The sequence below is a fragment of the Pontibacter roseus DSM 17521 genome (genome assembly GCF_000373265.1).
In the GTDB taxonomy this organism is placed as follows: domain Bacteria; phylum Bacteroidota; class Bacteroidia; order Cytophagales; family Hymenobacteraceae; genus Pontibacter; species Pontibacter roseus.
Map to the genome: position 1 here is coordinate 1,229,040 of NZ_KB890761.1, position 13,036 is coordinate 1,242,075.

General features: G+C 53.3%; 11 protein-coding genes. 4 read left to right on the forward strand and 7 right to left on the reverse strand.

Annotated features, from left to right (window positions below):
* Positions 1-119: 119 nt before the first annotated feature.
* Positions 120-2,627, reverse strand: coding sequence for a S9 family peptidase (locus B051_RS0105695; RefSeq protein ID WP_018477220.1), 2,508 nt, complete (start codon positions 2,625-2,627; stop codon positions 120-122).
* A 303-nt stretch (positions 2,628-2,930) separates the two neighbouring features.
* On the opposite strand from B051_RS0105695, the gene atpD reads away from it, so the two are divergent.
* Positions 2,931-4,436 (forward strand): F0F1 ATP synthase subunit beta, encoded by a 1,506-nt coding sequence (gene atpD / locus B051_RS0105700; protein WP_018477221.1) that lies wholly within the window; start codon positions 2,931-2,933, stop codon positions 4,434-4,436.
* Positions 4,437-4,519: 83 nt separating this feature from the next.
* Entirely contained in the window at positions 4,520-4,765 is a 246-nt protein-coding gene (atpC, locus tag B051_RS0105705) for an ATP synthase F1 subunit epsilon (protein ID WP_018477222.1), read from the forward strand.
* A gap of 64 nt (positions 4,766-4,829) precedes the next feature.
* Here atpC and B051_RS20950 read toward each other — a convergent pair whose 3' ends face one another.
* The 3 genes from B051_RS20950 to B051_RS0105720 all read right to left on the reverse strand — a co-directional run bounded on the left by B051_RS20950 (position 4,830) and on the right by B051_RS0105720 (position 7,426).
* Entirely contained in the window at positions 4,830-5,645 is an 816-nt protein-coding gene (locus tag B051_RS20950; RefSeq protein ID WP_033316651.1) for a hypothetical protein, read from the reverse strand.
* A 108-nt stretch (positions 5,646-5,753) separates the two neighbouring features.
* Positions 5,754-6,137: a hypothetical protein gene (locus B051_RS20955; RefSeq protein ID WP_071594848.1), complete on the reverse strand. Its 384-nt coding sequence runs from the start codon at positions 6,135-6,137 to the stop codon at positions 5,754-5,756.
* Between the two features lie 227 nt (positions 6,138-6,364).
* The gene (locus B051_RS0105720) at positions 6,365-7,426 is read right to left on the reverse strand and encodes a ferredoxin--NADP reductase (RefSeq protein WP_018477225.1); all 1,062 of its coding nucleotides are present in this window, start codon (positions 7,424-7,426) and stop codon (positions 6,365-6,367) included.
* A 145-nt stretch (positions 7,427-7,571) separates the two neighbouring features.
* On the opposite strand from B051_RS0105720, the gene B051_RS0105725 reads away from it, so the two are divergent.
* Positions 7,572-8,702: a trans-sulfuration enzyme family protein gene (locus B051_RS0105725; protein ID WP_018477226.1), complete on the forward strand. Its 1,131-nt coding sequence runs from the start codon at positions 7,572-7,574 to the stop codon at positions 8,700-8,702.
* 31 nt (positions 8,703-8,733) lie between these two features.
* On the opposite strand, the gene B051_RS0105730 is transcribed toward B051_RS0105725, so the two are convergent.
* Positions 8,734-9,864 (reverse strand): DegT/DnrJ/EryC1/StrS family aminotransferase, encoded by a 1,131-nt coding sequence (locus tag B051_RS0105730; RefSeq protein ID WP_033316652.1) that lies wholly within the window; start codon positions 9,862-9,864, stop codon positions 8,734-8,736.
* Between the two features lie 336 nt (positions 9,865-10,200).
* Between B051_RS0105730 and ispE the strand changes: the two genes are divergently transcribed.
* Entirely contained in the window at positions 10,201-11,010 is an 810-nt protein-coding gene (gene ispE, locus B051_RS0105740; RefSeq protein ID WP_018477228.1) for a 4-(cytidine 5'-diphospho)-2-C-methyl-D-erythritol kinase, read from the forward strand.
* Here the strand turns inward: ispE and B051_RS0105745 are convergent.
* Together B051_RS0105745 and B051_RS0105750 are read right to left on the reverse strand one after the other, a co-directional pair.
* Entirely contained in the window at positions 10,966-11,907 is a 942-nt protein-coding gene (locus tag B051_RS0105745) for a DMT family transporter (protein ID WP_018477229.1), read from the reverse strand. The genes ispE and B051_RS0105745 overlap by 45 nt on opposite strands.
* Positions 11,907-12,983, reverse strand: coding sequence for an LptF/LptG family permease (locus tag B051_RS0105750; protein WP_018477230.1), 1,077 nt, complete (start codon positions 12,981-12,983; stop codon positions 11,907-11,909). Before B051_RS0105750 ends, B051_RS0105745 begins: the two co-directional genes overlap by 1 nt.
* Positions 12,984-13,036 lie beyond the last annotated feature (53 nt).

Here is a 13,036-nt window from a genome sequence, read left to right on the forward strand (position 1 = left end):
GCTTCAGTAGTCTCAGCAGATTCCCATTCATTAAACAAAATCATCAGCCATACTAAAACAAGAAGGGCAGTCGGTATACACCGGCTGCCCTTCTTAATTTTTACCTTGTCTCTGGCTAGTTATTCTCCATCAGGGGCCGCAACGGCGTTGCCGCGCTTTTTATCGCCTCCGTTCTCAATCTCCCTGTTAATCTCTTTGATGTCTACTGGTTGCGAGAAGTCGCCAAGCAGGTGCTTGGTGAAGTAGTCGCCCATCATCCAGAAGAAGTACTCGGTCATGTCGCCGAAGGCGTGGCGCTGGCCTGGCAGCATCAGGAAGTCGAAGCGCTTGTTGGCTTTGATGAGCGCATTGGCCATGCGGATGGTGCCGGCCGGATGCACGTTGTTGTCCACGTCGCCGGTTGCCAGCAGCAGGTGGCCTTTCAGGTTCTTGGCCAGGTCCGGGTTCTTCTCCACGGCATATACGAACGTGGTGTCGCCCTTCGGTGAAACTACCTCTTTCACACCGTGGTGCTTCTCGCTCCACCAGCGATTGTAGATGTTGTTCTCGTGATTTCCAGCACCCGACACGGCTACCTTGAAGAAGTCAGGGTATACCAGCATGGCCGCCGTGGACATGAAACCGCCACCGGAGTGGCCAGTTATACCTACGCGGTCGATGTCGATGAAACTGTGACGGTCCGCTAACTGCTCAATGGCTGATTTCTTGTCAGCTAGGCCGTAGTCGCGCAGGTTGCCGTAGCCGTAGGTATGGTACCACTTGGAGCGGGCCGGGTGGCCACCACGGTTACCCACCGTAACCACCACAAAGCCTAACTGCGCCAGGCGGTCGATGCGGTCCATGCTGCGGCCGAAGGCCTTGTTCACGGCCTCCGTCTGCGGACCCGGGTATACGTAGGCGATAATCGGGTAGGTCTTAGTGGAGTCGAAGTCGAATGGCTTGTACATTACGCCGTAGATGTCGGTGATGCCATCATCGGCCTTCACCTGGAACGGCTCCGGGAACTTGTAACCGGTCGTCATCAGGCGGCTCAGGTCCGCCTTCTCCAGGTCCATCACTTTGCGACCCTTCGTATCATACAGCGCAGACACCGGAACGGTGTTCACGCGGGAGGCGGTGTTCACGAAATAGCTGTTGGCATCGTTCAGGCTGATGCTGTTGTCGAAGTTGCCTTTGTTGAGGAGTTGCATGTTGCTGCCATCGAAGTTGATGCGGTAGAGGTGCATCAGGTAAGGGTCTTCTCCCTTTTCGCGGCCATTGGCAGTGAAGTAGAGTACGCGGTTCTTCTCGTCTATACCTACAATGTCCTCAGAATGGAAAGAGCCGGAAGTGATGCGGTTCTTCAGGTTGCCGGCGCCGTCGAAGAGGTAGAAGTGGCCCCAGCCGTCACGCTCAGACCAATGGATGAGTTCCTTGCCACCGTTCACTAAGCCAATGCGGTTCACCTCCACATAGGTGTTGAAGCGCTCATTAATCACAGGCGTCACTTTGCCGGAAGCAATGTCCAGTTCGCACACGTCAATCTTCTTCAGGTCGCGGCTGGTGCGGGTGAAGTAAAGCTTGTCTTTGGTGCCGTGCCATACGTTCGGGCGATGCTCATCATCGCGCTCTTTCTGCAGGGCAGGGGCAGACCAAAGCGACAGCTCCTGGTCTTTGAAGGCGGTGGTGTTAATTTTGCGGTGCGTCTTGCCGGCGAAGTCAAACACGATGAGCTCGCGGCGTGGCGCTTCCTTCTCACCTGGCATCTGGTACTTGTACGTCTCCAGAGCCGGTCTCCCGTTTGCCGTGTTATGGATGACCCACAGGTCCTTCACATGGCGCTCATCGGTGCGCACCATGGCAAACTGCTTGGAGTCTGGTGACCAGAGGATGAAGGCCGGCTTGCGGTTCTTCTTGTTCTTCTCGCGCTCCACGTTCGTTTCGCCGCGGGTGTCGCCGTAGGTATAGTACTCCACGCCATCCTTGGTGAGCTGGTTCTCCACAATGGTGGTGTCCTTCTCGTTCTTCAGGGCCTTTTCGTAGTTGGCTTTGTCCATCCAGTACAGGTTGTGTTCGCGTGCGAAAATCACCACCTGCTGGTTAGGGGATATGGAGGCCCAGCGTGGTTTCGGCTTGGGTTTCTCGAAGTCCTTCAGCTCCACCACTTGGCCAGTAGCCAGGTTGTAACGGAAGAAGAACGTCTTCTTCTGAAGGGAGTCAGCGGCCTTTTTGTCCAGGCGGTCTTTCTTCACCTCATCAATCGTGCTCTTGATTTCGAATTGCACGCTCTTCTCGTCCTCTGTGAACTTCAGGTTCTGGATGGGCAGGTGCTGTGCATCAAAGGGATCCTGCACAATCATGGTCACAGCAGAAGCCACTTTGTCGGTGTCAAAAATGGCTCTTTTAGACTTGGTAGCCGGGTCCACGATGTACCAGTTCTTACCATTGCTGTTCTCGTACTCGTACCAGAAGCGGTTGGAGTTCTTGAGCCAATGCGGGTCCAGGGTGGTGGTGAAGATGAGTTTTTCCAGTTTTTTGGGGGAGAAGCGGGAAGCCAACTGGTAATTTCCCTTTGTCGGTGTGCCGGTTTGCGCCTGCACGCCAAAGCCCGCTACCAGCAGAATAGCGAGAAGGTAAAGTTTCTTCATGAAAAGGTTGGTTTGGGTGATAGTTTAGAAAACAGGTATAGGCCGTTATGTGGGTATAGACTGCGTTGCAAAGCTAAAGTTTAACGGCCAGAAAGAATATTCCGGAAGAAATAACATCCTACATCTAAGTTATACCGCAGTGCATGCTGGTGTATCGGCAGGGAATTCGTACCTTGGGTGCTATACCTTGGTTATGAGTAGGTTAAAACTTTTTAGGAGGTTGTATGGATTTGTCCCTTTTATACATTAGTTTTGCACCCTGAAATAACTCCGTTACAACAGTTAATCAATATAAAAAGTCAAATGGCGAATATTGGCAGAATTACCCAGGTTATCGGTCCGGTTGTGGACGTTAGCTTTGCGGGTGAAAACGCAAAACTTCCAAATATCCTCGATGCACTTGAGGTAATTAAAGAAAACGGCCAACGCATCGTGCTGGAAGTGCAGCAGCACCTCGGCGAAGATCGTGTGCGTACCATTGCGATGGACTCCAGCGAAGGCCTTACCCGTGGTACACAGGTAATTGACCTAGGTGGCCCAATCACGATGCCTACTGGCAATTCTATCAACGGTCGTCTGTTCAACGTGATTGGCGAGGCGATTGATGGTATTGCACAGCCTCTTGCTACTACGCGTCTGCCAATTCACCGTGCTGCGCCGCGTTTCGAAGACCTGGCTACTTCTTCTGAAATCCTTTATACTGGTATCAAAGTAATCGACCTGCTGGCCCCTTATGTAAAAGGTGGTAAAATTGGTCTGTTTGGTGGTGCCGGTGTGGGTAAAACGGTACTCATCATGGAACTGGTAAACAACATTGCCAAGGCCTATTCTGGTCTGTCAGTGTTTGCCGGTGTGGGTGAGCGTACCCGCGAAGGAAATGACTTGCTTCGCGAATTCTTGGAATCTGACATTATCCGTTACGGTGCCGAGTTCAAGCACTCGATGGAAGCTGGCGGATGGGACCTGTCGAAAGTGGACATGGCTGAACTGGAGAAATCTCAGGCGACGCTCGTGTTCGGTCAGATGAACGAGCCTCCTGGGGCGCGTGCACGTGTGGCGCTGTCTGGTCTTACTATTGCGGAAAACTTCCGTGACGGTGACGGTACCGGTGCTGGTCGTGACATTCTGTTCTTTATCGACAACATCTTCCGCTTCACGCAGGCGGGTTCTGAGGTGTCGGCCCTTCTCGGTCGTATGCCATCAGCGGTAGGTTACCAGCCAACGCTGGCAACGGAGATGGGTGCCATGCAAGAGCGTATCACGTCAACCAAGCGTGGTTCCATTACATCTGTACAGGCCGTTTACGTACCTGCGGATGACTTGACTGACCCGGCTCCAGCGACAACGTTCGCTCACTTGGACGCCACTACCGTACTTTCCCGTAAGATTGCCGAGTTGGGTATCTACCCTGCGGTGGATCCACTGGACTCTACTTCCCGTATCCTTTCTGCCGACGTACTGGGCGAAGACCACTATGGTACAGCACAGCGCGTGAAGGAGATTCTGCAGCGTTACAAAGAACTTCAGGACATCATCGCCATCTTGGGTATGGACGAACTTTCTGAAGAGGACAAGCAGGTGGTACACAGAGCACGCCGTGTGCAGCGTTTCCTGTCCCAGCCGTTCCACGTAGCAGAGCAGTTCACTGGCCTTGCCGGCGTTCTGGTAGACATCAAAGACACCATCCGTGGCTTCAACGAAATCATGGACGGTAAGTACGACTACCTGCCTGAGGCAGCCTTCAACCTGGTAGGTACCATTGAAGACGCCGTAGCGAAAGGTGAGAAGATGATGGCCGAAGCAAAATAGGTTAAACAAGTCTAGAGTTCTGAGTCTCGAGTATGTCGGGAGATAACTCAAGACTCGTAACTCGAGACTCATAACTCATAGGAATGTATTTAGAGATAATCACACCTGATAAAAAGGTTTTTGCCGGTGAGGTAGAGTCTGCTCAGTTTCCTGGAACCAACGGTTCTTTTGAGGTTCTGGACTCACACGCCCCCCTCATCAGCACCTTGGATAATGGCAGAATCCGTATCACTACCGCGCAGGGACAAACGTTCTACACTGTGGATGGTGGTGTGGTGGAAGTGCTGAACAACAAAATCATCGTGTTGGCTGAATCGGCCACCGAATAGTACAGCACCAGCTAAAACATGGAAGAGCCCCTTCTGTTCGACGAGAGCAGGAGGGGCTTTTGCTTTACCAGCCTACGGTCTCCGCAGCCTTTGCATCTAGGGCTATACCTTGCAGCATGTGCGCCAGGATAGGCTCGCATTTCTCACGGCAGACGGGGTAAAAGTGGCCGTGCTTCCAGTAATTAGATTTTGGGGACAGGCCCCACCAGAACTCAGCCAGAGCCAAGGGTTGCATGTTGTGCTGGAAAGCATGTTGCAGCAGCTTGGGAGCCGCACACTCACCCGCTCCGGCAGGTGGGTTGCTGTTGTTGTGGCTTGTAAAAATCTCCCGCAAGCCTTTCGTTTCGCCTGCCTGGTTCAGGAAGTGGTACTGGTCATAAAGTTTACTTTGGAGGGCTGCTGAATTGGTTTTGCGTAGCTGCTGGAGCATAGCTATTTTCGCTGCGTTTCCGTCCGCATCTGTGTTCTCGAGTAATTTGATTTGCTGATTAATGCGAGTCAGCTCTGTCATGCCGCGGTTCAGGAAGCTGCCTTCGGTCAGGCTATCGAAAACTGGGGGTACAAAGCCGTCGTGGTGGAAGCCGCCTGCCAACTTCCCGGAGAAAGCGGCAAGGAAACCTATTTGGTCATGCTTTGTTCTGACTACCAACACACCGAACATTTTTCCGATAATTGCCCCTGTCATGCCGGGTACTAAACCAAAGTTATGATGCCACTCCTGACTGATGAGACGATGCTGTAGTTGCTGAACTGCTAGTAGGCTCAGCGGGTGTGGTTCATAGTGAAATGGGTAAGTAAAATTATCAGGTATAGCGTAGTCCGCTATGGCCTGCTCAAAAGGAAGGAAAAAATCACTTTCAGGTGGTGTGGATACTGTCAAGGCGTATAGACTTTGGATTGAAAAAGGGAGGAATGGAGGTTGGATGTGTCAGACTAGCCTATTGGGTGGCGTAGCTACAGTAAAGGTATGGTTGGATAAGTTTTGGTTCTATTTGTCAAGGGTTGTCTCAATAAAACCTATTGCCTCGGCCACTGAAATTGAGAATATTCCAGCATTTCCATTGGTAAAATGTTCTTTCCAATCGCGATAGCCTTCTTCATATATTGGAAGTGTAGAAACTTTTCCATTCAACTCTGTCACACTGTTATCCAAAGCTTCTCGGCTGAAAGGCATATGGCTAATCGTCTGCCCATAGCACTCCCCTGATTGTGGCCCTAATATATTTACTTTGTCTACTGCTATGTGGATGGCAGTTCCTGCTTTAGGATATTCTTCTATTTTTAATATTGTAAGGTAAGAGGTTTCTTCTCCTTTTCTAGTTTGGTAGCTCCAAACTTGTCCGGGCATGTATTCTCTTAATGAATTACTCATAGGCTTGGACTTTGAAACTAGAGGTAAGCTACTATAGAAAAGTATTCTTATTCAGCAATCGCCTTTATCAAACTTGACTATCATGTATAAGGAGCTGTTCCTGTTATTAGCCAAATATCCAGAGTTCCTAAAGCTTAAGGCAGAAAGCCCTGTTTGCCAATACAGCTCCTTTACAAGATAAAGCTTTTCTTCAAAAAAGCTAAATGGCCAGGAGCAGCTGAGTGAGGTTATAGTATCTCCAGCTCCACATCCCCGCCCACCGGGAACCCTACACAGGTCAGCGTCAGGCCTTTTTGGATGTCCTTTTCCGTGAGCACCTCGTTGTACGACATCCATACCTGGCCCTGCAGCACCCGGGCAAGGCAGCTGCCGCACTTGCCTGTTTCGCAGCTGTAGGGTATGGCTATACCTGCCTGCCGCGCGCTCTGCAGGAGGTTGAGTGGGTAGCGGGAACGGAAGGTATAGGCTTTGTCCTTCAGGTATAGCGTGACTGCACGCGCTGCTGTGTCGGGTGGCATTAGCTTGGCAGGCTTTCGAATGTCGGTGTTGAAAATCTCTTTGCGGATGTTGCTTTCCGGTATACCTATCTGTCGTAGGGCAAACGACATGAGGCGCATGTAATTGTCGGGGCCGCAAAGGTAGAACAGCTGTTGTTCGATAGGAGCCTTGGCCAGGGTATGCAGGTAGTGGTGGAGCAGGTCCTTGTGCAGGCGCGCCCTGCTCAGGTCAGGTGAGTTGCTGTAGATGAACTCGATGTGGAGCCGGTCCGGGAACTCCTGGGCCAGCTGCTGCAGGGGCCCGATGAACATGGCTTTCTCAGGGGAACTGTTGCTATACAGGAGCACGGCAGACAGGTGGTGCTGGGTATGGAGCAACGTCTTCAGCAGGGAGAAGATGGGGGTTATACCGCTTCCTGCCGCCAGAAAGAACACCTGCTGGTAAAGTGCGGTGTCATCAGGCAAAGTAAAGAGGCCAGCGGTCCCTGTGGTCTTCACTTTGTCGCCTACGCGGGCATTGTCTACAAGCATGCGGGAGAACAAACCGTTTTCGATGCGCTTCACGCCGATGGTGAGCGGCTCCTGCAAGGCAGGGGAGGAGGTGATGGAGTAGGAGCGGCGCACTTCGCCATGGGGGCTATGGTGTACCAAAGTCAGGTACTGTCCCGCCTTGTAGGGAAGCGACTCGCCTCCTGTAAAGGAGAAGGTTTTCACGCCCGGCACTTCCTCCCGGATGTGGCTGATGGTCAGGGTATGATAAGGGGTGTTACCCTCTGCTGTCGGGTTTGTCATGTAGGTTGCCTTTCTGATTCAGGGTCTCTTACTATACGGTGCCAGGTTGGGGAAAAGATTTGGGGACGGCCACGACTAAAAATAGCTACCGGTACAAAGCCATTTCCAAATCCTGCTTATCTTTAAGACGAGAATATACCTGTTTATGACGAAGATAACGCCTAAAACCACGCCCATTTACCAAACCTCGGTTTTTACTTTTGAAGACCTCAACGAACTGGAGCTGTACTTTGAACAGCCGGGGCAACAGTACATGTACACCCGGTACGGCAACCCTAACTCCGACGAACTAGCGGAGGAGGTGAACAAATTGGAGGAAGGCGCAGGCGCGGTCGTGACCTCATCGGGTATGTCGGCCATTCTGACGGCCGTTCTCGCTTATAGCCAGGCAGGAGACCACGTGCTGTGTGCCGAGGAGATATACGGTGGCTCGGCGGCGCTACTGTCGCAGGAGCTGACACGCATGGGCATCACGGTGACTTATGTGCCCAGTGAGGAACTCTACTCGCTGGACAGCCACGTGCATTCAAATACTAAGCTATTACTCGCCGAGACCATGAGCAACCCGCTGCTGCAGGTAGTGAACTTGGAACGGTTGGCTGAAGAAACGAAGCGCGTCGGCATAAAGCTGGTGGTTGACAACACCTTTGCTTCGCCCGTTATCACCAAACCGCTCAGCCTGGGTGCAGACATGGTCATCCACAGCGTGACCAAGTACCTGTCAGGGCACAGCGATGTGACGGCCGGTGTGGTAGTGGCGGGCACAGCGGATGCCAGTGAGCGAGTGAAACAAATCATGCGGGTGTACGGCCTCAACCTGAGCCCGTTTGAGAGTTGGCTGGCCGCTCGGGGCCTAAAGACGCTGAAGTTGCGCATGCGCCAGCACAGCATCAACGCGTTGGCCATAGCCGAGTTTCTGGAGCGCCACCCGAAAGTGAAGCAGGTATGGTACCCGGGTCTGCAGCAGCACCCGCAGCACAAGCTGGCCAGGCTTCAGGGTTGTGGCCTGTTTGGGGGTATGCTGTCATTCAGGTTGGAGGACAATGAGGAAGCTGTGAACAGGTTCATGAGGGCGCTGGAGCACATTCCGTTCGCCCCATCGCTGGCAGGCGTGAGCACGTCCATCTCGCACCCGCTGCGCACTTCGCACCGAAGCCTGAGCCCGGAACAGCAGCAGAAGCTGGGTATTACCATTGGGGTCATCCGGCTGTCGGTGGGTATAGAGGAGACGGTGGATTTGTTGGCGGACCTGGCGCAGGCGCTGGAGGAGGTATAGCCATCTGCTCCCTGGCCTTCTCGTAAACTCGCTACGCCAACGCCCGTTTCAGCGACTGCACTACCTTTTCCAAATCTTCATCCGATAGATTGCTTCCGGAAGGCAGGCAGAGGCCGCGCGCGAAAAGCCTTTCGCTGAGGCCGTCGCCGTAGTACAGGCAGCCCTGGTGCAGGGGTTGCTGGTGGAGTGGCTTCCAAAGCGGGGCGGCTTCGATGTTTTGCTCTTCCAGCGCGGTGATGATGTCTTCGGGCTTTTTGCCCAGTTCCGGGTCCAGCAGCACGGTAGTGAGCCAGCGGTTGGCGAAGCAGTTCTTCGGCTCCGCTACAAACTCGAAGCCCAGGTGCTGCAACTGATTTCTGTAAAAATTGAATACTTCGCGGCGCTGCTTGACGCGCATCTCCAGCACTTCCATCTGGCCGCGGCCTATACCTGCACTGATATTGCTGAGGCGGTAGTTGTAGCCCAATTGCGCATGTCGGGCATAAAGGGCAGCATCTTTGGCCTGTGTGGCCAGGTATAGCGCGCGTTCCGCCGCCTCTTGCTCCTCTGTGATGAGGGCGCCTCCGCCAGAGGTAGTGATGATTTTATTGCCGCTGAAGGAAAAGACCCCAAAACGGCCAAAGGTGCCGACCTGGTGGCCGCCATAACGCGAGCCAAGCGCCTCCGCCGCATCCTCCACGACAGGTATAGCATACCGTTCTGCCACTTTCAGGATTTCGTTCAGCTTGGCAGGCATGCCGTACAGATGCACGAGCAGCAGGCAAGCAGGTTTTCTGCCCGTCTTCAGCCTTTCCTCTATCGCCTGCTCCAGCGTGGCTGGGCACATGTTCCAGGTATCGGGTTCGCTTTCCACGAAAACAGGTATAGCCCCCAGGTATAGGATGGGGTTGGCCGAGGCCACAGGCGCGAACGTGGAGCACAGCACCTCGTCGCCTGGTTTTACCCCTACAAGGCGCAGGGCCAGGTGCAAGGCAGCCGTGCCGGAGTTCAGTACAACGGCGTGGCGGGCGTTGGTGTGCTGGCAGATGTCGTGCTCCAGCCCCGGCAGGTTAGGCCCCGAGGTGCCTACCCAATTATCCTCCAGCGCTTTCTGCACATAGTTTTTCTCATGGCCACCCATATGGGGAGCCGACAAAAAGATTCTACCGGGCCTGTAGTTCATGCGTTCCAATGATTAAGTGCGGAAAGTGGCTGTCAAGTTGTTTTCAGGTATGCGGTTGCGAGGTGGTAGTTTCGGAGAGTCAAAAGTGAGCAGCATTTCGGGGAAATAACCTCTAATCTAAATCACCTGTCATATGTTAGGAGTGCGTAGCACCCAACGGCTGCTCCTCCTTGCTTTCCGACTAATAAGATACATAAAATTGCCTACTTGTCAAGCCCTGTTTTGGTTGTGGAAAAAGAGCAGGAAGTCCTGTACCTGCTGGTTTTCGTTTGAAGCGGCAGCGCCTGATGCCATGAAACGCGCTTTTTCTTACCTTGCGGTCCCAAACCCATACCTATGCTCGATTTTCCCAACGCCAAGATAAACATCGGCCTGCTGGTCACCGAGAAGCGCCCCGACGGGTTCCACAACCTGGAGTCGTGCTTTTACCCGGTGCAGTGGTGCGACGCCCTGGAGATACTGCCTGCGGAGAAGGAGGAATTCACGATGAGCGGACTGCCTGTCCCCGGCAACCCGGAGACAAACCTGTGCCTGAAGGCGTACCGCCTGCTCCAGCGGGACTTTGGGCTGCCGCCCGTGCACCTGCACCTGCACAAGGCCATACCCATGGGAGCAGGACTAGGCGGAGGCTCCGCTGACGCCGCTTTCACCCTAAAGCAGTTGAACACACTGTTTGAGCTTAACCTGGCAGAAGATAAATTAGAAGACTACGCCCGCCAGCTTGGCAGCGACTGTGCCTTCTTCATCCGGAACAAACCGGTGGTGGCTGTGGAGCGGGGCGATGTGTTCCGGCCTGTTGAGCTTGACCTCAAAGGCTATACCTGTGTGCTGGTGTACCCGGGCATCCACATCACCACGGCAGAGGCCTATGGCAGCATTGTGCCCCAAAAGCCAAACTGTGACATTGAGCTATTCCTGAAGCAGGATGTGGCGGTATGGAAAACCATACTGAAGAATGACTTTGAGGAGGCGCTCTTTCCGAAGTACCCGGAACTAGCTACTGTCAAGGAGCAACTGTATGAGGCTGGGGCGATTTATGCTTCTATGACAGGTTCCGGCTCTGCCATCTATGGGTTGTTCAAAGCAGAAGTGCCCGCCAAGCTAGTCTTTCCTGACGGCTACCTCCTCTGGAAAGGATTGCTTTAGTTTCTTGCGGCGTTCAGAATAGGTGTCCAGAACAGGGTGCACGAACACACTCAGCAGGATGATGACGGCCCCAATGTAGAAGTTAGAGGTCATCTGCTCATCCTCGTTGAAGATGACCCAGGCCAGCAGGATGCCGTATACGGGCTCCATGTTCACGGTCAGGTTCATGGTGTAAGCCGAAATCTTCTGCATCAGGCGAACCGAGGCGGTGTAGGCGTATACCGTACAAACCAGCGCCAGCACCAGTAGGTAGAACCAGTCCATGTTGTTCATGCTGAAGTTCAGCGTGCCTCCTTGCGCAAATAGCTCTATGTAAATGGGGAAGAATAAGGCCGTGCCGATGCACGCGCCCGCCATCTCATAGGCCGTGATGGTGGTAGAGGGATGCTTCTTCGCCAGTCGGGCGTTGATGATAGTGAAGATCGCGCCCAATAGGGCAGAACCTACCGCCAAACCTATACCCAGCATGTTGTTGAACTCCGTCTCAGCCTGGAAGATGATGTAGAGCCCCATCAGGATGAGAAGGGCCAGCAGAATCTCGTGGAGCTTGATTTTCTTGCTCGTGAAAGCTGGCTCCAGCAGCGCCGTCCACAGGCTGCAGGTAGCCATACCTACCAGGCAAAGGGAGACAGAGGAGATACGGGCCGCAGTGAAGAAAAGTATCCAGTGGGCGGAAATCATCAAGCCGACGCCCATTATTTTGAACAGGTTGGCCTGGCCCAGCCAGAACGGCGTTCCGCGTTTGTACATAATGGCCCCCAAAGCCGCCGCCGCAATCAGGGTGCGCAGAAACACCAGCTCAACAGCCGGAATGGTGATGAGTTTGCCTAGAATGGCAGTGAAGCCCCACAGGAAAACGATGAAGTGGAGTTCGATGAAATCTTTGAAACGAGGCATTAGCGGGGAATGTAACGGTAAAGCAGGAAGCCTATTCCTGTAAATATAATACTAGGTACCCAGGCGGCTATGTGCGGTTCCAGGTCGCCTACCTGCGCCAGACTACGGCTCGTAATCACGAATATGATGAACACGAAGGCCAGGAAGAAGCCCAGGGCAATCTGGATGCCTACGCCTCCACGGGCTTTGCGGGCACTCACAATCACACCTATCACCGTCAGGATGATGATGGCGAAGGGGTAGGAGTAGCGTTCGTATTTCTCAATGAGGTATATCTCGGTGTCATCGGCGCCCCGGTCCATCTTCTCGGCGATGTAGTTGTTGAGCTCCGGCAGGGTCATGGTCTGCTCCAATTTGTAAGTGCTCTCAAAGTCCTTAGGAAGCAGGTTGAGGGTGGTATCCAGCGCACCTCCGTGGTAGATGGTTTCCTTCTCGCCGTCGAAGGTGCGGAGGGTATAGCGGTCCACGTGCCACTTCTCCAGGTCCGGGTCCCAGGTGACGCTGCTGGCGGTGAGCTTCTTGCTCAGGTCGGTGCCCTTTATCTGCTCAATGGCGAAGTTATACCCTACGTGGGCCGTTACGTTGTAGCTCTCCATGTACACATAGGTGTCCGGTGCTACTTTTATGTGGATGTTGCGGTTGTCAAACGTGAAGGGGCTCTTTACATACTTCACCTGAAACGCCACGCTCTCTTTGTTCGCATTAGGTATAACCCAGCCTATCAGCAGAAAGATGAGGCCCGCAATGAAGGTAGAGCCAATCAGGTAAGGCACCAGCAGCCTCCTGAAGCTCACGCCGCCGCTCAGTATGGCCACAATCTCAGTATGCGAGGCCATCTTCGCCGTCACGAACACCGTTGCGATGAACACCGTGATGGGGCTCAGCATGTTGGCGTAAAAAGGAATCAGGTGGATGTAGTAGTCGAATATAATCTCTGAAATGGCCACGTTGTGCTTGATGAAGTCATCGTTCTTCTCGGTGAAGTCAATCACCAGAATCACCGAGACCATAATCAGCACCGTGAACACGTACGTGGTTAGGAACTTCTTCAGGATATATTTGTCGAGTATCTTCAAGCTTCGCTTTAGTTATGAGTTAAAAGTTACGAGTTAAGAGTTTTTATTTCGTG

What these genes read in the sequence shown, in the direction of transcription:
- ispE (WP_018477228.1), top strand. Translation starts at nt 10,201, where the DNA reads ATGCTCGATTTTCCCAACGCCAAGATAAACATCGGCCTGCTGGTCACC.
- B051_RS0105725 (WP_018477226.1), top strand. Translation starts at nt 7,572, where the DNA reads ATGACGAAGATAACGCCTAAAACCACGCCCATTTACCAAACCTCGGTT.
- B051_RS20955 (WP_071594848.1), bottom strand. Translation starts at nt 6,137, where the DNA reads ATGAGTAATTCATTAAGAGAATACATGCCCGGACAAGTTTGGAGCTAC.
- atpC (WP_018477222.1), top strand. Translation starts at nt 4,520, where the DNA reads ATGTATTTAGAGATAATCACACCTGATAAAAAGGTTTTTGCCGGTGAG.
- B051_RS0105695 (WP_018477220.1), bottom strand. Translation starts at nt 2,627, where the DNA reads ATGAAGAAACTTTACCTTCTCGCTATTCTGCTGGTAGCGGGCTTTGGC.
- atpD (WP_018477221.1), top strand. Translation starts at nt 2,931, where the DNA reads ATGGCGAATATTGGCAGAATTACCCAGGTTATCGGTCCGGTTGTGGAC.
- B051_RS0105720 (WP_018477225.1), bottom strand. Translation starts at nt 7,426, where the DNA reads ATGACAAACCCGACAGCAGAGGGTAACACCCCTTATCATACCCTGACC.
- B051_RS0105745 (WP_018477229.1), bottom strand. Translation starts at nt 11,907, where the DNA reads ATGCCTCGTTTCAAAGATTTCATCGAACTCCACTTCATCGTTTTCCTG.
- B051_RS0105730 (WP_033316652.1), bottom strand. Translation starts at nt 9,864, where the DNA reads ATGAACTACAGGCCCGGTAGAATCTTTTTGTCGGCTCCCCATATGGGT.